24 protein-coding genes are annotated in these 23,376 nt (G+C 65.1%); 17 read left to right on the forward strand and 7 right to left on the reverse strand.

The genetic code is table 11. The features are described from left to right. Window positions 1-208: 208 nt before the first annotated feature. The 3 genes from P7A99_RS05595 (at window position 209) to P7A99_RS05605 (ending at window position 2,628) form a co-directional block, all read left to right on the forward strand. Window positions 209-835 carry a site-specific integrase gene (locus P7A99_RS05595; protein WP_277792945.1) on the forward strand — a complete coding sequence of 209 codons (627 nt, stop codon included), beginning with the start codon at window positions 209-211 and terminating at the stop codon, window positions 833-835. A 270-nt stretch (window positions 836-1,105) separates the two neighbouring features. After that, window positions 1,106-1,894, forward strand: a complete 789-nt coding sequence (locus P7A99_RS05600) for a hypothetical protein (protein WP_277792946.1) — start codon at window positions 1,106-1,108, stop codon at window positions 1,892-1,894. A gap of 59 nt (window positions 1,895-1,953) precedes the next feature. Further along, entirely contained in the window at window positions 1,954-2,628 is a 675-nt protein-coding gene (locus P7A99_RS05605) for a hypothetical protein (protein ID WP_277792947.1), read from the forward strand. Here the strand turns inward: P7A99_RS05605 and P7A99_RS05610 are convergent. Next, a complete protein-coding gene (locus P7A99_RS05610; RefSeq protein WP_277792948.1) occupies window positions 2,618-2,989 on the reverse strand; it encodes a lysozyme inhibitor LprI family protein in 372 nt (123 codons plus the stop codon). The two genes, P7A99_RS05605 and P7A99_RS05610, sit on opposite strands and share 11 nt — an antisense overlap. A 148-nt stretch (window positions 2,990-3,137) precedes the next feature. Between P7A99_RS05610 and P7A99_RS05615 the strand changes: the two genes are divergently transcribed. Beyond that, window positions 3,138-4,241: a hypothetical protein gene (locus P7A99_RS05615; protein WP_277792949.1), complete on the forward strand. Its 1,104-nt coding sequence runs from the start codon at window positions 3,138-3,140 to the stop codon at window positions 4,239-4,241. Between the two features lie 13 nt (window positions 4,242-4,254). On the opposite strand, the gene P7A99_RS05620 is transcribed toward P7A99_RS05615, so the two are convergent. Both P7A99_RS05620 and P7A99_RS05625 read right to left on the reverse strand, forming a co-directional pair. Continuing rightward, window positions 4,255-4,947 (reverse strand): hypothetical protein, encoded by a 693-nt coding sequence (locus P7A99_RS05620; protein ID WP_277792950.1) that lies wholly within the window; start codon window positions 4,945-4,947, stop codon window positions 4,255-4,257. Window positions 4,948-5,216: 269 nt separating this feature from the next. Then, window positions 5,217-5,678 carry an SRPBCC family protein gene (locus P7A99_RS05625; protein ID WP_277792951.1) on the reverse strand — a complete coding sequence of 154 codons (462 nt, stop codon included), beginning with the start codon at window positions 5,676-5,678 and terminating at the stop codon, window positions 5,217-5,219. 43 nt (window positions 5,679-5,721) lie between these two features. Here P7A99_RS05625 and P7A99_RS05630 point away from each other — a divergent pair, with 43 nt between their 5' ends. The 6 genes from P7A99_RS05630 (at window position 5,722) to P7A99_RS05655 (ending at window position 13,793) form a co-directional block, all read left to right on the forward strand. Then, window positions 5,722-6,285, forward strand: coding sequence for a TetR/AcrR family transcriptional regulator (locus P7A99_RS05630; RefSeq protein WP_277792952.1), 564 nt, complete (start codon window positions 5,722-5,724; stop codon window positions 6,283-6,285). A gap of 58 nt (window positions 6,286-6,343) precedes the next feature. Continuing rightward, a complete protein-coding gene (locus P7A99_RS05635; protein ID WP_277792953.1) occupies window positions 6,344-7,516 on the forward strand; it encodes a helix-turn-helix domain-containing protein in 1,173 nt (390 codons plus the stop codon). Window positions 7,517-7,616: 100 nt separating this feature from the next. Then, window positions 7,617-8,318, forward strand: coding sequence for a DUF4386 domain-containing protein (locus tag P7A99_RS05640; RefSeq protein ID WP_277792954.1), 702 nt, complete (start codon window positions 7,617-7,619; stop codon window positions 8,316-8,318). Window positions 8,319-8,671: 353 nt separating this feature from the next. Then, a complete protein-coding gene (locus P7A99_RS05645) occupies window positions 8,672-10,882 on the forward strand; it encodes an ATP-binding protein (protein ID WP_277792955.1) in 2,211 nt (736 codons plus the stop codon). A 6-nt stretch (window positions 10,883-10,888) separates the two neighbouring features. After that, window positions 10,889-11,347, forward strand: a complete 459-nt coding sequence (locus tag P7A99_RS05650) for a response regulator (RefSeq protein ID WP_277792956.1) — start codon at window positions 10,889-10,891, stop codon at window positions 11,345-11,347. Then, window positions 11,337-13,793, forward strand: coding sequence for a response regulator (locus P7A99_RS05655; RefSeq protein ID WP_277792957.1), 2,457 nt, complete (start codon window positions 11,337-11,339; stop codon window positions 13,791-13,793). Before P7A99_RS05650 ends, P7A99_RS05655 begins: the two co-directional genes overlap by 11 nt. A gap of 423 nt (window positions 13,794-14,216) precedes the next feature. On the opposite strand, the gene P7A99_RS05660 is transcribed toward P7A99_RS05655, so the two are convergent. The 3 genes from P7A99_RS05660 to groES all read right to left on the reverse strand — a co-directional run bounded on the left by P7A99_RS05660 (window position 14,217) and on the right by groES (window position 18,554). After that, window positions 14,217-16,004 carry a methyl-accepting chemotaxis protein gene (locus P7A99_RS05660; protein WP_277792958.1) on the reverse strand — a complete coding sequence of 596 codons (1,788 nt, stop codon included), beginning with the start codon at window positions 16,002-16,004 and terminating at the stop codon, window positions 14,217-14,219. A 563-nt stretch (window positions 16,005-16,567) separates the two neighbouring features. After that, window positions 16,568-18,187 (reverse strand): chaperonin GroEL, encoded by a 1,620-nt coding sequence (groL, locus tag P7A99_RS05665; protein ID WP_165257235.1) that lies wholly within the window; start codon window positions 18,185-18,187, stop codon window positions 16,568-16,570. Between the two features lie 52 nt (window positions 18,188-18,239). Then, on the reverse strand, window positions 18,240-18,554 hold the full coding sequence (gene groES, locus P7A99_RS05670; RefSeq protein WP_101718699.1) for a co-chaperone GroES: 315 nt from the start codon (window positions 18,552-18,554) through the stop codon (window positions 18,240-18,242). A gap of 326 nt (window positions 18,555-18,880) precedes the next feature. Here groES and P7A99_RS05675 point away from each other — a divergent pair, with 326 nt between their 5' ends. From P7A99_RS05675 to P7A99_RS05690, 4 genes are all read left to right on the forward strand, one after another. After that, window positions 18,881-19,147 carry an usg protein gene (locus P7A99_RS05675; RefSeq protein WP_101718698.1) on the forward strand — a complete coding sequence of 89 codons (267 nt, stop codon included), beginning with the start codon at window positions 18,881-18,883 and terminating at the stop codon, window positions 19,145-19,147. A gap of 221 nt (window positions 19,148-19,368) precedes the next feature. Further along, window positions 19,369-19,851, forward strand: coding sequence for an Hsp20 family protein (locus tag P7A99_RS05680; RefSeq protein ID WP_101718697.1), 483 nt, complete (start codon window positions 19,369-19,371; stop codon window positions 19,849-19,851). A 10-nt stretch (window positions 19,852-19,861) separates the two neighbouring features. Beyond that, a complete protein-coding gene (locus P7A99_RS05685; protein ID WP_101718696.1) occupies window positions 19,862-20,125 on the forward strand; it encodes a hypothetical protein in 264 nt (87 codons plus the stop codon). 71 nt (window positions 20,126-20,196) lie between these two features. After that, complete coding sequence (locus tag P7A99_RS05690) at window positions 20,197-20,448, forward strand: hypothetical protein (protein WP_116491641.1); 252 nt, start codon at window positions 20,197-20,199, stop codon at window positions 20,446-20,448. On the opposite strand, the gene P7A99_RS05695 is transcribed toward P7A99_RS05690, so the two are convergent. Then, window positions 20,449-20,811, reverse strand: coding sequence for a CZB domain-containing protein (locus tag P7A99_RS05695; protein WP_165257232.1), 363 nt, complete (start codon window positions 20,809-20,811; stop codon window positions 20,449-20,451). It lies immediately after the preceding gene. A gap of 313 nt (window positions 20,812-21,124) precedes the next feature. Here P7A99_RS05695 and P7A99_RS05700 point away from each other — a divergent pair, with 313 nt between their 5' ends. The 3 genes from P7A99_RS05700 (at window position 21,125) to P7A99_RS05710 (ending at window position 23,327) form a co-directional block, all read left to right on the forward strand. Further along, a complete protein-coding gene (locus P7A99_RS05700; RefSeq protein WP_277792959.1) occupies window positions 21,125-21,463 on the forward strand; it encodes a hypothetical protein in 339 nt (112 codons plus the stop codon). A gap of 346 nt (window positions 21,464-21,809) precedes the next feature. Further along, a complete protein-coding gene (locus tag P7A99_RS05705) occupies window positions 21,810-22,352 on the forward strand; it encodes an RNA polymerase sigma factor (protein WP_277792960.1) in 543 nt (180 codons plus the stop codon). 9 nt (window positions 22,353-22,361) lie between these two features. Next, window positions 22,362-23,327, forward strand: a complete 966-nt coding sequence (locus tag P7A99_RS05710; protein WP_277792961.1) for a FecR family protein — start codon at window positions 22,362-22,364, stop codon at window positions 23,325-23,327. The last annotated feature ends 49 nt before the right edge of the window (window positions 23,328-23,376 follow it).

Below are 23,376 nucleotides of genomic sequence, written 5' to 3' on the forward strand. Positions count from 1 at the left end.
CCTTTCCGCTGTCTGAAACTGGCCCGAAGCGAAGGGCCCGCGACCACTCGCGCCAACGTCCGCAATGGGTCGTGAGCGGTCGCCAACGTCAACGATGCAATGTCCCGAATTTGGCGTGATGTAATGTTCGCTGCGCGCCGCTGCCGCCATGAGCGTCCGATCATGGTAGGATGAGGCGAGGGGAGTAGCCAATTCGCAGGAGGCGAACATGGCTCAATTTGACCTCTTCCTTCCGCCCAAGCGTCCTTGGAATACTGGCCGCATCATCGGTCCCAAGCCGCCGTTCAAGCCCAGGCACATCTGGGGAATCCGACAGCAGCTCAAAGCGAACGGGCGTGTCCGGGACCTAGCCATGTTCAATTGCGCCATCGACGCCAAGCTGAGAGGCTGCGATTTGGTGAAGCTGCGGGTAAGCGACGTGGCGCCAGGCGGTTCGCTTCGAGCGCGCGCGACGATCATCCAGCAGAAGACCGGTCAGCCGGTGCCGTTCGAAATTACAGAGCCCACAAGGGACGCTCTGGCAGTTTGGCTGAAGGTGCGCGGCCGGCGTAACGACGACTGGCTGTTTCCCAGCCGCAGTCGATCAGGCGATCACGTCAGCACTCGGCAGTATGCCCGCCTTGTTGATAAGTGGGTGTCGATGATCGAGCTTGAGCCACGGGCCTATGGCACGCATAGCCTCCGCCGAACGAAGGTCGCGCTGATCTACAAGAAGACCGGCAACTTGCGCGCCTGCCAACTCCTCCTCGGACACAGAAAACTCGAGAGTACGGTCCGATACCTTGGCATCGAGGTCGATGACGCGCTGGAGATGTCGGAGCAGATCGACCTGTAAAGCGCCGGCTCACCCCCGTTTACTGCGGCGCGGGCGGCTCGGCGCGCCTCCCACGAACGCGCCTTCCTGGAGGCACGTCAACGTCAACAATTGGCGCGACCTCGTCCGCGCGGAAAGCCAGAATGCCCCTGAAGATCGGCCGCGCGGTCAAACGTCAGGCGGGTCCTTGGAATTGGCTGTGGACTGCGCCAGCCGCGGGTTGAAGTTGTCACGAGACACCTGCCACTGTCGGCCTGCGGCGCGCCGCCGAACTCAAGGAGATCCAGGTCCATGTCGGACAAACGCCTTAACACCCGCGCATGTTTTGCCTTGCTGTCGCTCGGCAGCGCCATGCTGGCGACGTCCGCCCTGGCGCAGGTCACGCCGTCTGACGTCCGTGACTTGATCGGCGCGCGGGGTTCGAGCGGCGAGGCGGAACTAGCGTCGCGCGGCTACGTCAACACCGGCGTCCAATCGGGCGATGATCGCAAGTGGACCTATTGGTGGAATGCGAGGCGCGGCGTCTGCCTGTCGGTGTCGACGGTCAACGGTCGCTATGACTCGATCGTCTCGACGCCGGCTCCCGACTGCCGGCAGGGCGGCGGCAGGGCCGACGACGACCGCGGCTATCGTCCGCCGGAATTCGGCTATGGCCGTCCGGGCGGCGGCTATCGCGAGCACATTGCGCTGGTCTGCTACGGCGAGGGCCAGCGCATGACCAACCAGATGAAGTCCGGATATGAGTGGGACTCGGACAAGCACCGCTATGTGCCGCGCAGCGGCTTCGAGCTTTCGCGCCAGGACTACGACACCTCGGTCACCATCGAGATCGACGGTGGCCAGGGTCGCATCCGTCCCGCCAAGAACATGATCCCGCCGCTCCATTCGAGCAGCGACGGCGGCTGGTACGATATCGCCAACCTGTCGGTCTCCCGCGATTTCATCCGGGGCGAGTTCAAGTTGAACGGCGCAAACCGTCCCAAGATGACGATCGACCGCCGCGCGGGCCGCATCACGCTGGATGGCCTGACCAAGTTCAGCGGGACCTGTGATCCCCTGGATGGCGACCGCAAGTTCTAGACTCCAGAGCCGGCGCGTCTTGTCGCGCCGGCGCTCTTTCACCATCCGAGGAGATGATGATGCGACGTTTGGCCATAACGCTGGGCATGACGCTGCTGGCGACCGCGGCGGCTGGATCCGCCCTGGCGCAGTCGACCCCGGCCGACGTCCGGGATCTGGTCGGCGCGCGCGCCTCGAGCGGGGAAGGGGTCCTGGCCTCGAGAGGCTACGTCAATGTCGGCGGCCAGGCGGGCGATGACCGCAAATGGACCTATTGGTGGAACGAGCGGCGGGCGACTTGCCTGTCGGTGACCACCCTCAATGGCCGCTATGACGCCATCGTCTCGACCCCCGCGCCCGATTGCCGTCGCCGGCCATCGCCCAGCACCTTGCCGGGGCCTGTCGGCGGCCCGGTGTCCGACAGTCGCGCCGAGGATATCCGCTTCGAGCGCGGAGCCTCGTCGGCGACCCGGCGCGGCGTAATCCGGGGTTATGAGACGGTGACCTACCGGCTGGACGTCCGCGCCGGCCAGATGATCAACGTGTCGATGCAGGGCAACAACCGCTCGGGCTATTTCAACGTCACCCCGCCGCGCGCCAACCAGGCCGTGTTCAACGGTTCGACTAGCGGGAACCGCTGGCGCGGCCGGGCGGCGACCAGCGGCCCCTACGAGATCCAGGTCTATCTGATGCGCAACGCCGCCCGTCGTGGTGAACAGCTGCGCTACACGCTGGACGTTGGCGTCACCCGCTAGGTCGGCGCTCGCCGAGCCTGCTCGTCAGTCTAGCCAGATCCTTGAGCCGCGCTGCGTTGGCGCGCGCGATGTAGCCGCGGCTCGAGGACTTGAAGACGCAGGCGTTTCGCCGGGCGAGCCAGGCGCGCTGTTCGTCTTCGAGAACCGTCGCCGCAGCGGGCGCCAGTCGACCGCGAAGATCGAGATAAGCCGCCTCGACCCGCCCGTTCTGGGCAAGCAGATCGGGACTCTCGCAAACGATCGTCTCGGCCACAAAAACCTTTTGCGCGCAGTCGAGCAGCGGTGGGCGATCCGGTGGCGGCGGGACGGGCGCTGTCTGCGCCGCAGCGTTCGATGCGAGAACCGCCAGCGTCAGCGTCAACGCGGCGCCTCGAAACGGAAACGCGGAACACAATCGAGCCGAGCGCATGCGGGAACTCCAATCTCGGCTTGCTGGCCAGCAGTCTGTCGCGCCAAGGTTACGCTAGCGTGCGACGCCACTACCAGTGCGATATGGAGCGAGGGGCAGGATGACGGACAATGATCGCGGGCTGAGCCTTGCGTCGCGGATTGCCTCGGTGGTCTGGTTCCTGCTCGGCGTAGGCTTTCTGCTCAGCCTGCCGCCACTGATCGAACTCTATGCCTGGATTCCGCTGGCCATTCTCGCCCTGGCCGCGGTCCTGGCGGTTCCTGTCGCCGCTGTCACCCGCTTCGTCCTCGACCGCGCGCGGCGCAAGTCGTTCCTGGCCCATTGGCTCAAGGCCAGCGTCGCCCTCCTGCTGGTCCTGACCACCCTGGCTGCAGCGCCGCTCTACTATCTGGCCGCCATCGTCCAGACCGACCCGTTGCTAGCCCCGCAGGTCGTGCTGACCAACGGCAAGAAGACGATCCTCTTCCAGGGCATGATGCACATCGGCAGCGACACCTTCTACAAGACCGCGATCTACGACTTGGAACACGCCCTCAACGAAGGCTACGTGGCCTATTACGAAGGCGTTCGGCCTGACCCGGCGGGCGATGTGTGGTTCCGCGACACCCTGGCGGGCGGCGGCGATCTCAACGCCATCTACGGCAGCGCCGGCAAGGCTTGCGGCCTGGCTTTCCAGGGGCCTTATTTTCAGCTGCTGAAGACCGACATCCAGGATCATCCCAACCGGCACGTCGCCGCCGATGTCACCACCCTGGACCTGAAGACTGAGTACGAGCGGATGATCGCCGCCGATCCGAAGTTCGCCGACGCCATACGCCAGGCGCGGGAGGCGGATAAGAAGGACGCCGGTATCGCCACCGAGGTCGCCGGCTTCGTTCGTTGGGCCGAGGACGGCACGCCAGGCCACCGCTCGATCGCCGGCGTGCTCTGCCGCGGCGTGCTGACCTACGCGCTCGGCGACAAGCACAGCCGCGACAAAGATGACCCAATGAACCGGTTGATCCTCGACTATCGCAACCGTCAGCTGGTCGCCCGTATCGAGGCAGATCCGCGCCAGAAGATCTACATCAACTACGGGGCAGCCCACCTTCCGGGCCTGTTGGCGATGCTGCGTCAAGGCGATCCGAACTGGAAGGTGGTGTCGGAGAAGTGGTCCCGCGTTGTAGAGCCGCCCGAGGACCTCCAAGGCCGGCCGCTGAATTAGCTGTAAGGTCGCGTCAGCTGCTTAAATCAAGGGTCTGGCCAGCCGCCAGGGCGAGTATCAGGGAGATACCGACCACGACCATCCATGCCAGAACGAAGCACCCGAAGGCCGATGCGAACGCGCGCGTGCGGCCATAACCATTGCGCCGGCGCCAGCGCGTCTCGGTCGCCACGTACCAACTCGAAATGCCGACGAACAGCACGGCGGCATGCGGCCTCAAGGCAGGCCACCCCGAGAGGACCATCAACGCCAGACCCACGACCAGCGCATACACCGCTGCCGGGAAACACTCCGGATAGACGTGCCCGCGAAGGGTTTTGCGTGTCATCGGCTGCCTGGCTGTCAAGGTTCGCTCGATCGAGAACAGCAACGGAAATACGCCGTACAGCACCGACTGGAAAATCACCGCGTTCTCATGTGAACGCAGCGCCTTGACCGGCGTCTCCAAGAGCGGCGTTGGCGCCATCGGAGCTACGGCGAGACGGATCAGATGGAAGATCAGCAGGCTTAGGATCAGGAAGAGCGGCGGACTCAGGGCGTCGTCGAACTGCTGTTCCTCCGGCTTCCGCAGTTCGGCATGGGCGTGGTCCAGCATGCGCTGAGGCGTAAACAGCGTCCTAAAGAGCACGAGGGGGTAGAAGACCAGCCAGCTCATCACCTCGAAGACCAGTTCTTCGAGCGATCTGAGGATCTTCATGAAGTCCATTAGCTAGTCCTAGCGGCGTCGGGATGAGAACCACCGTGCGCCAGACTCGCCCTAGCGTCCAGCCGTCGAGGTGCCGCTTGGCTATCGAGCGTCGTGTTGCTGGAGGAAAGCTAACGGCAGCTTGTGGCGCTGCCCGGCCCGCGACGCAGATGTTGGGATCGGCCGTGGTGGGGCGCTAGCGGTGCATGGAATACTTTAGTCGGGCAGATTAATCAGGAATTTCGCAGCGCTCGAAGGTGGAAACAGCGGCTGTGACAGCAGTGGGTGAACTAGGCGAGGATCGATTGTAGTCTCGAAAGACCGACCTTGGTTTGGCGGCTCACGATACCCCTAACAAGCAGCGCGATCAGAAGTCGAAGCAAGAAAGAGCGGCTACGGCTCAGGAACTTGAGGCGCAGCTCTGTCACCTGAGGAGATTTGGACGTCAGCCTTATTTCCATTCGCGGAAATACCGGGGAAAGCTCGCCCTCGGTGACAAAGAGATCCGGGGCTCGGACCTCGATCGTCCGGATGGTGAAGACAGTAGTTCGGCCAGAGGGCAGCACGAGGGTTTCCTCATAGGCCTTTCCCGGCGCGCCGTGCGGCAGGTCGTCCAGGGCGACGACCTTCAGGGCCCCAGGATACCAGCGGGCGTAGTTCTCATGGTTCGCAACGAAGGCGAAGACCTCGTCCGCCGGGCGGGCGATCTCGATGACTTGGTCGGCGAGCGGGATCGGGGTTTTCTGGCTCATTGAGCGATCTGGACAAATTTGGTTCAATCTGTCAACTTGCTGCATGGCCACCACGCAGACCACCACCGACGCCATACTGGACGGCGCTCTGCGCGAGTTCACCCGGCATGGCCTTGCCAAGACATCTATGTCCGACATCGCTCAGTCGGCTGGCGTCTCGCGAACGTCGCTCTACAGCGCCTTTCCCACAAAGGTCGATGTGTTCCGCGCCTTGAGCGGTCGGATCAACGAGCGTGTCCTTGCTGCGGTCGTCGCCGCCATCTCGACAACGGGGACGTGGGATGAGCGCTTGCAGGCGATCATCAGCGCGCGCGTCGGATGGGTCTACGACTTGCTTCGCGCCACTGAACACGGTCGAGAACTGATAAGCGAGAAAAACAGAATCTGCGGCGGCTCCGTCCTCGCAGCGAACGATCGGTTCGAAGCGGTCGTCGCTGGCGTGCTCGCTGAGGCCAGGCTCGAAGCCCAGGACGAGGCGCGGCTCGCACGTTTACTTATCCAGTCTGTCAACGGGGTCCTAGAACAGGCCTCGACCAGAGAGGAAGCGGAGCAGGGCGTTGAAACCTTGGTCGCCATCTTCTGCGCCGGTCTGACGGCCGGAAGGTGAGCATTGCCGCGTAGTCGAACGACGCTAGGGTCCCAAGGCGGGCAAGGGGGCCGATGTGTTGGACGATAGCTACCAGATGCTCAAGGTCGTCGGGCTGTCGATGACCGTGGCGGTGATTGCGTTCGCTGTGCATTTGCTGCTGGGGCGGCGGACGAAGCGGCGCGATCAGGTTGTTCTGCTGGCAGGCTTTCTCGTCATCTACGGCGCCTTCAAGCTGGACGCTTTGCTGCTGGAGAGCGGCTTCTATCTTGCGGCGCCGCATATATCGGGCGTGATGGTGTTCGCGCGCTTCTTGCTGCCGCCGGCGATCTTCTTCTATGCGCGAGCAATGACCTCCCCGGCGCCGCGCTGGCTGGACCGGCGCGACCTTTGGGCCGCGCTCTGGCCCTGCGCCTTCGTGGCGGCAATGGCGCCGGTCTATCTGCAGGATGCACGGGTCAAGGCGGAGATGATCGCCGGCGATCTGACCGCTTCGCCGCAAGGGGGCTATGTCGCCCTGCTGTGCAAGATTTCCTTCGTCGCCTTCCTTGGCGTGGCGATCACCTATCTTGTCCTCAGCCTCAATCTTTTGCGCGCTCACGGCGTGCGGATCCGCGATGCGTTCTCGAACATCGACGATCTCGCGCTGAACTGGCTGGCCCATGTTCTGCTGGTGCTGGTGGTGGGCTGGGCCTGGATCGTCGTCGGAGACTTCTTCGCCATCTGGCGCCTGCGCCCGCCTTGGTATCCGACGCTGACAATTTACCTCGAACTGGCCTGGATTGGCTTCATCGCCCTTAGTGGCGTGAACCAGCCATCGCTCTACGAAGCGCCGGCAGCCGCCACAAACGCTGCATCGGAGGGCTATGCGCGCTCGGCATTGAGCCGTGAGCAAATGGCGCGGATTGGCGCCAAGCTCGACCGGGCGCTGGCGCAGGACCGCCTGCACGTCGATCCGAACCTGTCGCTGCACACGCTCTCGGCGCATATCGGCGTCTCGGAGAACTATGTGTCCGAGACGCTGAACAAGCATCTCGGGGTCAACTTCTTCGAGTTCGTGAACCGGCGACGGATCGACGATGCGTGCGCTCTGCTGCGCGCCGGCGATTGCTCGGTCCTGAGCATAGCCTACGAGGTCGGCTTCAATTCGCGCTCGACCTTCCATGCCGCGTTCAAGAAACATCTCGGCGCCTCGCCGCACGCCTTTCGCAAGGCGGGCCCGCAGCCGCAGGGCGAGGGCACCCAGGCCTAGCGAGTTTTCGACCCAACACATGTCCTGACGGGCCCGTTTGGACGAAATGGGCGCGGTACTCCTCCATAGCCTCGGTGCTCAAGCATTGAATGAGGCAGGCATGCAGTTCGAGACCAAATACCGACCCCAAGCCATGGCGCGCTTTGCCGGACTTTCCTACGTCGCCTACGTCGCGCTGGGGCTCTACATCTCGTTCGGTCCGGCGGGGCAGATCTTCAAGGCGGGTGTCAGTGCGAAGACCGACTTCTTCTTCCGCACCGGCCTCGTCGCTGAAATGGCGCTCTACATTTTCGTCGTCCTGTCGGCCGCGGCGATGTACGGCGTGCTGCGTGAGGTCGACCGCAACCTCGCCTTTCTGGCGGCGAGCTGCCGCCTGATCGAGGGCGCGATGGGCGCGTGCTTCCTACTTTTGAAATACGCCGCATTCGCTGCCCTGACGCGAGATGACCTGGCCGGCGGCCTGACGGATGCGGACCGGCAAGGGCTGATGATGCTCTTCAAGCACGTCCACGGCTCGGGGCTCTACTTCTTGATGACGGTCATGGGCGTCGGCGGGGCAATTTACTTCTGGCTGTTCTACCGTACGCGCCTGATCCCGCACTGGCTGGCCGCCTGGGGCGTCTTCACCTACGTGCTGATGATCGCGATTGGCGCAGCCGTGATCCTGTTCCCGCTCTTGAAGCAATGGGTGATGATCGCATTCCTGCCGGGCGCCGCGTTCGAGCTCTTGGCCGGGCTCTGGCTGCTCTTCGCCGGCATCGATATGCGTCGGCATGACGGCGAGGGGATGGCTGCGGGGTAGGCGCAAGGTCGCCTTTTTGAAGGTGGACCAATTTCCGCTTATGGCGCTGCCAGGTCGGCGAGATAGGACCGTGGTATTGGCCGGGGAACGGACACAGTTCTCGGGCTGAGCGTGAGGTTCCCCCGGGGCGCAAGAAGTCGGCCGACGTTAATGCTCGGCGGAAGCCGGCCGGTCCGCTCGACCGGCAGGGTTGAATCTGCAATTGCCAAGCTTGCATCGGTCGAGCCGCGCTCATACGGCTGACTGGACAAGTTGTCGCAGGGGGATGGTCCGGCCTTGGAAAGACTAGGTTCTGTTCAAGACTTCCAGCCTGGGTTCTCGACCACGCGCCATTTGGTTGCTTGGCGATGAGCTTGACGCAGATCCCGGATCTGGACGCTTGCGCCGCTGAACCCATCCGTATTCCCGGTGGCGTCCAGCCCCATGGGGCCTTGGTTGTCGTCGAGCCCGTGACGGGCGCGATCCTGCAGTCCAGCGCGAACCTGCCGACCGTCCTGCGATTGTCCTCGCCTGCAACAGGCTTGAGCGACTTGGACCCAAGCGGGGCCCTTGCGGCTGACCTGGAAGCTTGGCGCGCGAGCAATGAGCCTTTGTTCCTGCGAACAATAACCTTGACCTCTGGTCCTCAGCAGGTCGCGGCGCATCAGGGCGAGCAAGGCATCATCGTAGAATTCGAAGCGCCGCCCGCCAGTGAAGGTGAGACGCTCGAGGCGCTCTATCCGCGCCTGCGAAGGTTCGTGGCCGCCACCGAGGATGCGCGCGAGGTACGGGCCATTGCCGAGGCGGCCGTGCGCGAGGTGCGCGCCCTGACGGGCTTTAATCGGGTGATGCTCTACAGCTTCGACACCGAAGGAGTCGGAACCGTCATCGCGGAAGACGGCGATGGCGTCCTGCCGTCCTATCTAGATCTTCGCTTTCCAGCCTCTGACATTCCCGCCCAGGCGCGCGCGCTTTATCGCCTCAACCGCCTGCGCCTCATCCCTGACGCCAACTACACGCCGTCACCGATCGAGCCGGCGCTCAATCCGATCGATGGCCAAGCGCTCGACCTTTCCGGCGCGGCGCTACGCAGCGTCTCGCCCATCCATCTTCAGTACATGCGCAACATGGGCACCTTGGCGTCCATGTCGATCTCGATCCTGGTCGATGGCGAGCTTTGGGGGCTGATTTCGGGCCACAGCGCCCAACCCCATCTGGTTAATCCGCAGGTCCGGACGGCCTGCGACTTCCTGGGCCAGATCGTCTCCCTGCAGATCGCCGCGCGCGTGCGCGCTCAGCTGGCCGCGGACCATGTGGCCGCCAAGCGCACCGAGACTGCGCTGCTCAGCCGGCTGGCGCCGGCCCAGGATTTCCAGGTCGGCCTTGTCCAGAACCCGGATCTCTGGCTCGATCTGGTCCATGCCCAGGGCGCGGCGCTTGTCGTGGACGGCGTGGTGTCCGTGGTGGGCCAGGCCCCCTCAGTCCCGGAGATCGAGCTGCTGACAGCCTGGTTGAAGGCGCGCGGCGATGCGGTCTTCACCACGGACGCGCTGAGCAGCCTGTGGCCACCGGGCGAGGTCTTCGCGCCCGACGCCAGCGGCGTCCTGGCGATCTCGATCTCCCAGTTGCACCCCGACTATATCCTCTGGTTCCGGCCGGAGGTGATCCGCACGGTCACCTGGAGCGGCGATCCGACCAAGCCAGCGATCGAAACCGGCGTCCTGCATCCGCGAAAGTCGTTCGAGGCTTGGAAGCAGCAGGTGCGCCTGCGCAGCCTCCCCTGGACAGACGTCGAGACCGAGACGGCCGCCGATTTTCGCAACGCCATCCAGAACTTCGTGCTGCGGCGAGCCGAGGAGCGCGCTGAACTGACCGCCGAACTGGAGCGCAGCAACAAGGAGCTGGAGGCCTTCTCCTACTCGATCAGCCACGATCTCCGCGCGCCGTTCCGGCACATCGTCGGCTATGCTGAACTCCTGAAGACCAAGGAATCAAACCTCGACGACAAGTCACGCCATTACATCCAGACCATCGTCGATTCAGCTCTCACCGCAGGACGCCTGGTCGATGATCTTCTGGCCTTTTCGCAACTGGGCCGATCGCAGGTCACTCGCGCGCCAGTCGATATGCGCAAGCTGGCCGAGGAGACCCGTCGCGCGCTGGAAACTGAGATCGAGGGGCGTGTCGTGCGCTGGGAGATCGGTAACCTGCCGCCGGCCTTCGGCGATGCGGGCCTGCTGCGCCAGGTGATGATGAACTTGGTCGACAACGCCCTCAAATACACCCGCCCGCGCGAGGAGGCCGTGATCGCCATCGCCGGCGAGGATCGCGGCGACACGACGGCCTATTGGGTGCGCGACAACGGCGTCGGCTTCGACATGGCTTACGTCGGCAAGCTGTTTGGCGTCTTTCAACGCCTGCACCGGATCGAGGACTTCGAGGGCACCGGCATAGGTTTGGCGCTCTCCAAGCGGATCATCGACCGCCACCATGGAACCATCGAGGCCTATGGCAAGCTTGGGCAAGGGGCCACGCTATTGTTCACCCTGCCCAAAGCCCCACGGAAAGACGACGAAGGACACTGACGAGACGTGGCTGACCTGCGACCCATCCTCCTGGTGGAGGACAATCCGCGCGACCTGGAACTGACCTTGGCGGCTCTGGCCAAGTGCCAGCTGGCTAACGAGATCATCACCACCCGCGACGGTGCCGAGGCGCTCGACTATGTCTATGCGCGCGGCGACTATGCCGATCGCCCGGCCGGCGACCCGGCCGTCATCCTACTCGACCTGAAGCTGCCGAAAATCGATGGCCTCGAAGTGTTGGAGAAGCTCAAAAGCGACAGCAACTTCCGCCAGATTCCGGTTGTTATGCTGACGTCTTCGCGCGAGGAGCGCGATCTTGTCAAAAGCTACGAGCAAGGGGTCAACGCCTTCGTGGTCAAGCCGGTCGACTTCAACGCCTTCTTCGAGGCCATCGAGTCCCTAGGCATGTTCTGGGCGATCCTCAACGAGCCACCGCCACGTTCCGGCCCCGCCGATGGACGGTAGCTCGGTCCGCGCGCTCTGCGCGCTCCTTCTGGAAGACAGCGATATCGACGCCGAACTCGTCGAGGGCCATCTGGCCAAGGCGGGCTTGGTCTGCACGATACGGCGCGCCGTTGACCGAAAGAGCTTCGTCGCCGCCATCGAGAGCGGCGAGTGCGAGATCATCCTCGCCGACTACGCCTTGCCGGATTTCGATGGCCTGTCGGCGCTGACCATTGCCAAGGCTCTGGCTCCGGACACGCCGTTTGTCTTCGTCTCCGGTGTGGTTGGCGAAGAGTTCGCCACCGCCGCGATCAAGCGTGGCGCTACTGACTACGTCCTCAAGCGCAACCTAACGCGCCTGGGCACCGCCGTCGAAAGGGCCCTGACCGAGGCGCGCCAACGAAATGAGCGCCGCTGGGCCGAAGAGGCCCTGGCGCGCAGCGAACTTAACCACCGCCTGGCGATCGAGGGCGCAGGTCTTGGTGTCTGGAGCTTCGACAGACGCACCGGCCTGCTGTCCATCGACGCTCGATGCAAGGCGCTCTGCGGCCTGGCCGAGAATGCCGATGTAAATCTTGGCCAACTGATGAGCCTGTGCTGGCCCAATGACCGTCTGAAGCTGCGGGCCGCCGCCCGCCGGGCCACGCGAGCGGGGCATGAGGGAGAGGGCGTTTTCACGCAGGAGGTGGCGATCGACGGGGCCGACGGTCGCGAGCGGATGATCGCGCTGCACGGTCAGGCGGTGTTTGAGGCTGGCGTCTGCTTGCGTTTCGCCGGCGTGGCCAGCGACGTCACCGAGCAGCGGCGCGCTCATGCGGCGCTGGAGCGCCTGAACGAGCGGTTGGAGGCCGAGGTCGAAGCGCGCACCGCCGAGCGCGACCGCATCTGGCGGCTCAGCCGCGATCTCTTCGCGGTCCTGGATCCGCGCGGCCGCTTCAAGCAGATCAATCCTGCTTGGACGGCGCATCTGGGGCATGCGGCCGGCGGCCTCTTGGCCATGCAACTGTCCGATATCCTACACGCAGACGATCTAGAGATGGCCCGCCAGACCTTCGCGGGTCTTGCCGGTGGCGGGTTCGATCGCTTCGACGCGCGAGTTCGTCACGCCGACGGGACTTGGCGCTGTATCGCCTGGACCGTGACGCCCGAGCGCGACGCCTTCTATGTCGTCGGACGCGACATCACCGAGGAGAAGCTGTCGGCCGACGCCCTGGTCATGACCAATGATCGCTTGCGCGCCCAGATCGACGAGCGCCAGCAGATCGAGCAGACCCTCCAGCAGATGCAGCGCCTAGAGGCCGTCGGTCAACTGACCTCGGGCGTCGCGCACGACTTCAACAACCTGCTGACAGTAATCCTGGGCAATATCACCTTCGTCGAACGTGCGATAACCGACCTGCGCGCCGATCCCGCCATCGCGCGGCGGATCCAACATATGCGCTCGGCGGCCGAGCGCGGGGCGAGCTTGACCGCGCAGCTTCTGGCCTTCTCGCGCAAACAGAAGCTCGCACCCAAAGCGCTGAATCTCAACGAGGCGGTGAGCGGGATGCGCGAGCTGCTGCAGAGCACGATGGGGGGCAGCATTCGCATCGAGACGGTGCTGCAGCCCGCGCTCTGGGCCGCCCTTGTCGACCCGACCCAAATCGAGATGATCATCCTCAACTTGGCGATCAATTCTCGCGACGCGATGGAGGTCGGCGGCGGCCTGACCCTTGAGACCCGCAATGTGGCGATCAGCGAGACGCCAACCCGGCCCGAGGAACCCGTGCCCGGCGACTATGTCGAGCTCTCCGTCAGCGACACGGGCCCTGGCATGCCTGACGAGGTTCTGGCCAAGGCCTTCGAGCCTTTCTTCACCACGAAAGCCGTGGGCAAGGGCTCGGGCCTGGGTCTCGCCCAGGTGTTTGGCTTCGCCAAGCAATCGGGCGGCGGGGTTCGCATCGAGACCAAGTTGGGGGAGGGGACCTCGGTGAAGGTATACCTCCCGCGCGCCGCGGCCGATGAACTCAGCGCCGCGCCGGGACGCCTGGAGCCCCTCGCCGCGGTTGCGGCCAACACCACCATCCTGGTCGTCGACGACGACAGCGCGGTGCGGGAAATCACCGTCTCTCTGCTGCGCGAGCTCGGCTACGGCATTTTGGAAGCGGGTAGCGGGGCCTCAGCTCTGTCGATGCTGGCCGACCGCGCCGACATTGATCTGCTGCTAGTCGACTACGCGATGCCGGGCATGAGTGGCCTGGAGACGGCAACCCGGGCTCGCGCCATGCGCCCGAACCTGCCTTGCATGTACGTCACCGGCTATGCCGACCTGGCGGCCCTACGTGAAGTCGGCGGCCAATCTGTCGTACAGAAGCCCTTCGTCGGCGATGAATTGGCTCGGAAGGTTCAGGCCGTACTGGGCGAATGGACGGACAACGCCAACGTGGTTTCCCTCGCGAAGAGCCGGCTTCGCGATCCGCGTCGTTAGGGCCTGTCAATGTGCCACCAGCCTTGCTGTGCTGACGGTCTTCGCGGCCTACGTGGCGTGTCGGCCGCTCTCCGAACTTAGGTTCGACCCTCCACAGCTATGGGGACTGCGGCGACGGCTAGTGTCTGGAGGCGTGCCAACGTCAGCTTCTGGCGCGCGTCGGACGACGACCGAGGCCTCGATGACGAGCTGGGGGCGATCGTCGCACGAAAAGGTTGTCGATCAGGGGGCGGAACAGGCCGCGAAGGCGCCCATCGTCGCGCGTGCTCGAGACGATCGAACGCTCCGGCGAACTCCTCTCGCGACATCACGCCCAGCGCGATGAGGATGCCGATCAGGGCCGCGGTAACGCCAGACTGATAGTCGCTCATCAGCAATGTGGATTCGTCAGCGGTCATGCGCTCGCTCCAATGTGGGCCTGACTCAGAACTCTTCCCAGCTATCGAGCGTCGGCGCCGCTGAGCCCCGGACCAGCATCGGGCCGCGGGTCATTGGGCGCGTCTTTTTGATCGCGCCGGGACGCTCGCGAGGCGGGCTGGACGCGGCGCTTGTCGCCGTGACCGCGCTGATTCTGAACCGTCCGACCATCTGGCGAAGCTCGCCTGCTTCGAACTTCAGGCTGGCGGACGCGGCGGTGGCCTCCTCGACCATGGCCGCATTTTGCTGGGTGACCTGATCCATCTGATTGACCGCGACATTGACCTCGTTGAGGCCGGTCGCCTGTTCCTTGGAAGACTGGGCAATCTCGGAGATCAGGCCGTCGATCTGGCCAACCTTCTCGACGATTTCGCCGAGCGCGCGGCCGGTTTCGCCGACCAGCTTCACGCCGCGTTCGACCTGCGAGCCGCTATTGGCGATCAGGGTCTTGATCTCCTTGGCCGCCTCGGCTGAGCGTTGGGCCAGAGCACGGACTTCCTGGGCGACAACCGCGAAGCCGCGACCAGCCTCCCCAGCGCGGGCGGCCTCGACGCCAGCGTTGAGAGCCAACAGATTGGTCTGGAAGGCGATTTCGTCGATGACGCCGATGATGCTGGTGATCTGGCCCGACGACTTCTCTATCTCGCCCATGGCGGCCACGGCGTCGCCAACGATCTCGCCCGAACGAGCGGCGTCTGCCCGGGCGCTGGATGCCGCTGCCGAAGCCTGCCGGGCGCCCTCAGCGCTGCGATTGACCGTGGCGGTGATCTCGTCGAGCGCGGCGGCGGTCTCCTCGAGGCTGGCGGCCTGTTGCTCGGTGCGGCGGGAGAGGTCGTCCGAGGCTATAGAGATCTCGTCGGCGCCAGCGCCGACGCTGCCGGTGGCCGTGGTCACCGAACTCATGGTCTCGTCGAGGGCGGCCAGGGCGCGGTTGAGATCGTCGCGCAGTTTCTGGAACTGCGGATCGATCGGCTGGTCGAGCCGGCAGGTCAGGTCGTTAGCCGCCAAGCGCTCAAGGGCGGCGGCGATCTGGTTGACGGCGTCGACCCGCCCGGTCACCACCGTGGCGAATTTCACGATCTTCTCGACGCGGCCCCTAGGCCCGAACACGGGGTTGTAAGAGGCCTGGATCCAGACCTCCTGGCCGCCCTTGCCGACACGCTTAAACTCGGCGGCGACATATTCGCCCGCGTTCAACTTACGCCAGAAGTCAGCGTATTCGGGCGAGCCGGCGTAGGTCTTGTCGACGAACATCCGGTGGTGTTGCCCTTTGATCTCCGAGAGGCTGTAGCCCAGCGCGTCGAGGAAGTTCTGATTGGTGTCCAGAACCAAGCCGTCGGTGGAGAATTCGATGATCGCCTGAGCGCGGCTGATGGCGGTGAGCTTGGCTTCAAAATCCGCGTTACGCAGCTTCTGGTCCGTGATTACGGTGGCGACCTTCACCACGCGCTCAACCTTGCCCGAGCCGTTGCGGACAGGATTGTAGGAGGCCTGGATCCAGACCTCGCGACCGCCCTTGCCGATGCGCAGATATTCACGCGCATCGAACTCGCCTTGGCCGAGCTTGGACCAGAAGTCGCGGTAGTCTTGACTCGCTGCATACTCAGGCTCGACGAATAGGCTGTGGTGCTTGCCGACGATCTCGGAGAGCCCATAGCCCATGGCGTCGCAGAAGTTGGCGTTGGCGGACAGGATCTTGCCCGACAGGTCGAATTCGATCGTGGCGAGTGAACGATCCAGCGCCGCCAAGGTATGGGCCGGATTGCCATTCAAACGATTGCGTAACCCAATCACCGCGCTTCCTCCGAGGTCAAGCTTTCGCGCAAAGGAAGCGAACTGGGGTCAACGAACGGTAAAATTCGAAGGCGTGATTTGTCGCGGTCTTAGAAAATCGAGCCCGATTTGGGTTGCTTGTTCTCAATTAAAGGTAGCTATTTTCTGTTCAGAGAATTTGATGATGGAGAATATTGACCTGATTTCGCGCTATGCGGGAAACCCCCGACACGAACGTGAAGATTTCTAGCGACGATCTGCCGCATCGCATCGGGCCTGAGAAACGACCGGCTTATTTGATGACATCTACAGAGGAAGTTTGGCGCGCGGCGCGATTGGATGCTCTCGGCCCGAGGCGCGTGCGCCACCTGAGCGCCGAAGTCGTGTTCTCGGAGGTGATCCAAAGTCGGCTATTGGCGCGCCGGGCCCAAGAGCGTCGTGTTCTTGGTGCCGACGCAATGTCCGCAAATGGCGCTGGCAGGACCGTCAAGCGGTTGGCCCCTGACGCTTTGGAGTAGCGGACTTCAACCAAAGAAAGAGGGGCCCGAAGGCCCCTCGAAGTTAGCGTCCGCTAGGCGCGATGATCAGTATTCCATCGCCGGAACCGGAGCCGGCGCGACGTCCTTGGGCGCCTCGGCAATCAAGGCCTCGGTGGTGATCAGCAGCGAGGCGACCGAGGCGGCGTCCTGCAGGGCCGTGCGCACCACCTTGGCCGGGTCGATGACCCCGGCCTTCACCAGGTCCTGGTACTCGCCGGTCGCGGCGTTGAAGCCCCAGCTGTAGTCGGTCTTCTCCAGGAGTTTGCCGACGACGTACGAGGCGTCCTCGCCGGCATTGGCGACGATCTGGCGGGCTGGGGCCTGCAGGGCGCGGCGCACGATATCGAGACCAGCCTTCTGATCGTCATTGGCCGGCTTGACGCCGTCCAGGGCCTTTAGGGCGCGCAGCAGGGCCACGCCCCCGCCGGGCAGGATGCCTTCCTCGACGGCCGCGCGGGTGGCGTGCAGGGCGTCGTCGACGCGGTCCTTCTTTTCCTTGACCTCGACCTCGGTCGCCCCGCCGACGCGCACCACGGCCACGCCGCCGGCGAGCTTGGCCAGGCGTTCCTGCAGCTTCTCGCGGTCGTAGTCGGAGGTGGTGTCCTCGATCTGCCTGCGAATCTGGGCGACGCGAGCATCGATCTCGCCGCGCTGGCCCGCCCCGTCGACGATGGTGGTGTTGTCCTTGTCGATCGTGACCTTCTTGGCCCGGCCGAGCATCTCGACGGTGATGTTCTCCAGCTTGGTTCCCAGCTCCTCGGAGACCACATTGCCGGCGGTCAGCACCGCGATGTCCTCGAGCATGGCCTTGCGGCGATCGCCAAAGCCCGGAGCCTTGACGGCCGCGACTTTCAGGCCGCCGCGCAGCTTGTTGACCACCAGGGTGGCCAGGGCCTCGCCCTCGACGTCCTCGGCGATGATCAGCAGCGGGCGGCCGGACTGCACGACCTTCTCCAGTAGCGGCACAAGCGCGGCCAGGTTCGAGAGCTTCTTCTCGTGGATCAGAATGTACGGGTCGTCGAGCTCGACGCGGAGCTTGTCGTTGTTGGTCACGAAATACGGGCTGATATAGCCGCGGTCGAACTGCATGCCTTCCACCACCTCCAGCTCGGTGGCCAGGCTCTTGGCTTCCTCGACCGTGATCACGCCCTCGTTGCCGACCTTTTCCATAGCCTCGGCCAAGATGCGGCCGATCTCCTCATCGCCATTGGCCGAGATGGTCCCGACCTGGGCGATCTCGGTGTTGGCGCTGATCTTGCGCGCGTGGCTCTTGAGATCGGCCACCACGGCGCCGACCCCCAGGTCGATGCCGCGCTTGAGATCCATCGGGTTCATGCCGGCCGCCACGGCCTTGGAGCCTTCACGGACGATGGCTTGGGCCAGCACAGTGGCGGTCGTGGTGCCGTCGCCGGCCAGATCGTTGGTTTTGGAGGCCACCTCGCGCAGCATTTGCGCGCCCATGTTCTCGAACTTGTCCTTCAGTTCGATTTCCTTGGCGACGCTGACGCCGTCCTTGGTGATGCGCGGGGCGCCGAAACTCTTGTCGATGACGACGTTGCGGCCCTTGGGGCCCAGGGTGACCTTGACCGCATCGGCCAGGATGTCGACGCCACGCATCATGCGGTCGCGCGCGTCGGATGAGAACTTTACTTCCTTGGCAGCCATGGTTCCTACTCCTCTCGGTTGGGCTGTCAGTGGACGGAAATGGGATGGCGAATTAGGCGGCCTTCTTGAGCGTCGCCTCCGTCTCCAGAACGCCGAGGATATCGCTCTCCTTCATGATTAGCAGGTCCTCGCCATCGATCTTGATCTCCGTGCCGGACCACTTGCCGAACAGGACGCGATCGCCGGCCTTGAGGTCCAGCGCGACCAGCTTGCCGGCGTCATCGCGGGCGCCGGGGCCGACGGCGACCACCTGGCCCTGCTGGGGCTTTTCCTTGGCGGTGTCGGGGATGATGATGCCGCCCGAGGTCTTCTCCTCGGCCTCGATGCGGCGGACGACCACACGGTCGTGCAAGGGGCGGAAATGCATGCATAACCTCCAGATGCAAAACAGAATGTGATGGGTCCACCGGGCTCGCACCTAGCGGACGGACGTCAAGCTAGGCGGCGCCGAAGAGGCTTCAAGAGCCCGCGGTGAAAATTTTTCGACGGGGTTGGATCCGCCCCTGGCGGCCGTTTGCGATGGTCCCTGACGGCTTGACGCTTCCAGCGCCTGGGCCAAAAAATCAGCGCACGCGAATGCGCCAGATCGGCGTTCGCTGACGGGAAAGGATCAAAGAACAGGAGGTTCGATTTGCCCCGCGCCCGTGTCTCTAACGCCAAGCGCCTGGTCGCTATCGCCTGAGGACGCCGCCCATGGACAGGGATTTTCTCAAGCAGCTCGACGGCTACGGCCTGGCGACCGCCCAAATCCACTACTATCGGCTCGACTATCCGGCCGTGCTTCAGCTCTACGTCTGGCAGGAATACGACCTTGCTCCGCGCTTTCCCATGCTGCAGGCCTTTCTCGACCATTGGCGGCGCGAGATCGAAGCCGCGCTGCACTCGGTCCAGGTCGCCCACCATCGATTGATCGGTCCGTCGGAGTGGCGAGCCGTCAATGGCGTGATCTCGCTGCATTAGCCCCCGGCAAGCCATGCGCGGTGGCTCGGCTCCGCCTTGGCTTTGGGCCCGGTGACACCTTGGTTCACGGATCGAAAAATTTCTGATGCGAGCGTCTTGACGCGTTTCGGCCGTGTCCTAATTCATCGCCTGCTTGCCGGGCGCCGACAGGGCCTGGCCCTGGGGCGCATAGCGCGTGGCTCGGCGCCCCTCATGTCCAACTTGCTTTCGAGGAGATGGAAATGAGCACTGTTTTTGATTTCAGCCCTCTCTACAGCTCCATGATCGGTGTGGATCGCATGGTCGATCTCGTCGAGACCGCGCTCCGCACCGAGGCGAGCGCCAGCTATCCTCCGTTCGACATCGAGAAAACCGGCGAGACCGCCTACCGCATTTCGCTGGCGGTCGCGGGCTTCGCGCCGAAGGATCTCGAGGTCGTGGCCCAGCCGAACCTCCTGGTGATCAAGGGCCGAAGGGCGGCGAACGAAGACCAGGGCGCGCGAACCTTCCTTCACCAGGGCCTGGCCCACCGCGCGTTCGAGCGCCGGTTCGAGCTGGCCGACTATGTCGTGGTCAAGGACGCCGTCCATGCCCATGGCGTCTTGTCGATCGATCTGGTCCGCGAGGTGCCCGAGGCCTTGAAGCCCAAGCAGATTGCGATCGGGGTCGGCGCGCGCCAGCAGGCGCTGGAGCTCAAGCCGGCCAAGACGCGCAAGGCCGCGTAAGGAGCTGGCCATGCGCACGCATACCCATGCGAAAGATCGGGCTCGGCCATGGCCCGTTCGGCCGGCGGTCGGCTTCCTCCACCCCTTGGAGGTGCTGAAGGATCAGGATCTCGATCTCGCCGAAAAGCGCGAAATCCTGGCGGCCTGGGCTTCCGATGCGAGCGCGGTCGAGCATCGGCCCAGTCAGAGATGGCTCTTGGGAACGCCCGCGCCTGTGCCGCTCAGCGAGGTCCTGTCCGCGCTGCGCCGCCTGGACCGCGACCTGTTCTCTTGAGTTGGGGCGGGCGGCCGGCCAGCCGATGGTCGGCCGCCACTTCGCTCCGCTCGCTGCTTTGCGTTATGACCATGCCTTGTTTCATCTTTGTCGAGCCGTCGAGCGACGGCTGGATCGTTCGCGGCGACTTCCGCGACAGTCCCCTGCAGTTCACCACCGGCGCCCGGGCCGAGCAGGCCGCGCGTGACTGGGCGCATCGCCTGGCGGACGCCGGCGAGCCTGTGGTCTTGGAGATTCGCCTGCGCGATGGCGCGCGCGCCGGCCGGTTCCTGTTTCCGCCTCACGCGGCGGACACGGAAGCGGGCTTGGCACTGCGCGCTTAGCTAGGCCGCAAGCGACTCAGCCGTCGCCCGCATTCGCCTTAGGGCGGCGGCAAGGTCTGAAAGCGCCAAGGCGAAGGGCGACCCATCGCGGAGCGATTTCTGAGCCTCGGACCATTGCCCGCGATTGATTTGGTCGGCAACCAAACCCGCCTGCTGGTGGAAGGCCCGATGGTTTTCCAGCAAGCCTAGGAAGGCATGGTTGCCGGCCCAACGCCGGGCGCCCTCGCCGTGGATCCAGCAGCCGGTGGGGCAGTGACGATCCGATCGCAAGGCGGCCAAATCGATCGGTTGTCGCTCGCTCAGAGCCGCGACGAGCGCTTCGCGGATGTGGTGATGGTTGTGTGCGTGTTCCTGAAAATCCATGACCAAACCTCTCGGCTCAATCCAATGCGGGGGTTTTCGCGCAGGATGGTTGCCGGTTGGTTTTCGCTGGATCGCTGTCCACAGTTTTTGATGGTCTGATGCACGGCCCTTCTCTCGATCGCGCAGTGATTTCCCCCTGGCGAAACGTCGCGCTGTCAGATGGCGGCGGAAGGTCCAGTTCCTGGAGGTGCATCAAGGGCAGCAACTGGCGCGATCCGGTCATCTAGCCCATGCCCAACAGCGTAAAACCCTTGGGCCCTCGGAAGGGTCGTGGCATCAGCGGGCCTACCACCCCAGCCATGAACGCCGACCCATGACCCCCGACGACTTCCGCCAGCTGGCGCTCAGCCAACTCAACGCCCGCGTCGCCTCCCGCCTGGGGACGATCGAATTCCTCGTCGGCGACAAGGTGTTCGCCACCCTGGGCGCGCCCGACCCGGCCTTCGCCGTCCTGCGCCTTTCGCCCCAGGACCAGGCGGCGGCCATGGCCGCGGCGCCCGGCGTGTTCTCGCCTCAGGCCGGCGGGGCGGGGGCGCGAGGGGTGACCTGCGTGCGCCTGGCCCTGGCCGAGCCGGCACATCTCAAGCCGGTCCTGGCCAAGGCCGCCGCCAAGGCGCGCAACAGCCGCAGCGCGTTCAGCCGGATCGGCTAGCCTGCTTGACGCAGGCGGCGTCCTGCGAGGCGACGATCCGGCAGGCGGCTAAGACCTTGCCTTGCCATCTTGCCGAACCCTGTTCTAGACTCGTCCCACGTCGCTGAAAGCGCGGCGTCGAGGCGTGAGAACCTCGCTTGAACCAACCGCTTCGCGTTCGGCTCCGCCCCGGCGCGACCGGTGTGCTGCGCCGGCGGCGCCGTCGATGACGGCCGCTCCACACTCAAGCTTGTGTCTCGGGAACGCGGCTTTGCCGCTTCCGCCGCCTCTCCTTGGAGGCGGACGTGACCGGGCCAGCAGAGACCAGACTTCGAGCCAGACCCCCTCGGCGCGGGAGCCCGCGCCGATGACCCTCAAGACCATCGACCCGGTCCTGGGCGAGACCCAGACCGACGCCCGCCGCAAGCTCGACGCGCTGTTCCGGCGCCAGGCGCCGGCCCTGTTGCGGTTCCTGTCGCGGCGGACCAGTCCCGAGGAGGCCCAGGACCTGGCCCAGGAGGCCTTCCTGCGCCTGACCCATGCGGCAGGCAAGCAGGCCCTGCAGAAGCCGGAGGCCTATCTTGGCCGCATCGCCCGCAACCTGCTGCGCGATCGGGCCAAGAGCGTCTCGGGTCGCCGCGAGCGCAGCCACGCCGTTCTTGAGCCCGAGGCGCATGCGACGAGCGACGGCGATCCCCACCTGGCCCTCGAAGCGCGCCAGCTGCTCGAGCGTCACGAGGCCGCCGTCCTCAAGCTCAAGCCCAAGACGCGCGAGGTCTATCTGCGCCATCGCGTCGACGGCCAGTCCTACGCCCAGATCGGCGCCGCCCTGGGGATCGGCGTCAGCGCTGTGGAAAAGCACATGATGAAGGCGATCGCCGCCGTCGACCGCAGCCTCGGCCGGCCCTAGGATCACGCCATGACCTTGGGGGAAGAAGAGCATCTGCGCCGTGAGGCGGCCGCCTGGTTTGCGCGCATGCGCGGACCTGGCGCACAAACCGCGCGCCCTGACTTCGACGCCTGGCGCGCCGCGCCCGGCCGCCAGGAGGCCTATGACCGACTGGTCCGGCGCTACGAGGAGTCGGCGATCCTGGGTCATTCCAAGCTCTCGGACCTGCGCCTGCGCACCAGCGCCTCGCGTCGGGGCCCCCCGCCCGCGGCGTGGTGGGCGGCCAGCGCCGCCGGCCTCGTTGTGGCCATCGCCCTGGTCACCGTATCGCCCTGGCCGATCCTTCCCGACGATCAGCCGCCACAGCAGCGGCTCGCCGCCGGGGCCGGCCAGATCCGCAGCCTGTCTCCTGCGCCAGGTCTCACCGTGGTGCTCGACGCTGACACCGTGCTGCTGGCGTCCAGCGAGCGCGGCCGCTCGCGCCTGGTCCTCGAACGCGGACGCGCCCGCATCCACGCCCGGGGTCCGGTCGATGTCCAGGCCGGGGCCATGCGCGTCATGGGCCAGGACGCGGCCTTTGATCTGCGCCTCAGCGAGCGGTCGGTCGAGGTCTCCGCCCTCTCCGGGAGCCTGGAGGCGCGGCGCGACCGGCATCCCCTGATCTCGGGCCGCACCCGCCTTCAGCCGGGACAGGCGCTGATCCTCGCCGACGACCGCCTGGGCCCGCCGACCCGGGCCGCCGGGCGCGAGCGTCAGTGGCCCCAGGGACTTCGCCTCTACCAGGACACCCCGCTCGCCGAAGTTCTCACCGACGCCAATCGCTACGGCGCCCGCAAGATCCGGCTGGCCGATCCCGCGCTGGGGTCCCTGCAGGTCAGCGGCGCCCTGAAGGTCACCGATCCCGACGGCCTGGCCCGGGCCCTGGCCGCGGCCCTGTCGCTGACGGTGACCCAGCTCCCGGGCGGCGACCTGGCGCTGTCGCGCCGCGGGGCGTGATTTCGGCCGGACCGAGAAGTTTTTTGTGAGGGGTCGCCGCGCGGCCTCG

Origin of the sequence: Caulobacter endophyticus, assembly GCF_029543245.1 — a bacterium.
Taxonomy (GTDB): Bacteria; Pseudomonadota; Alphaproteobacteria; order Caulobacterales; family Caulobacteraceae; genus Caulobacter; species Caulobacter endophyticus_A.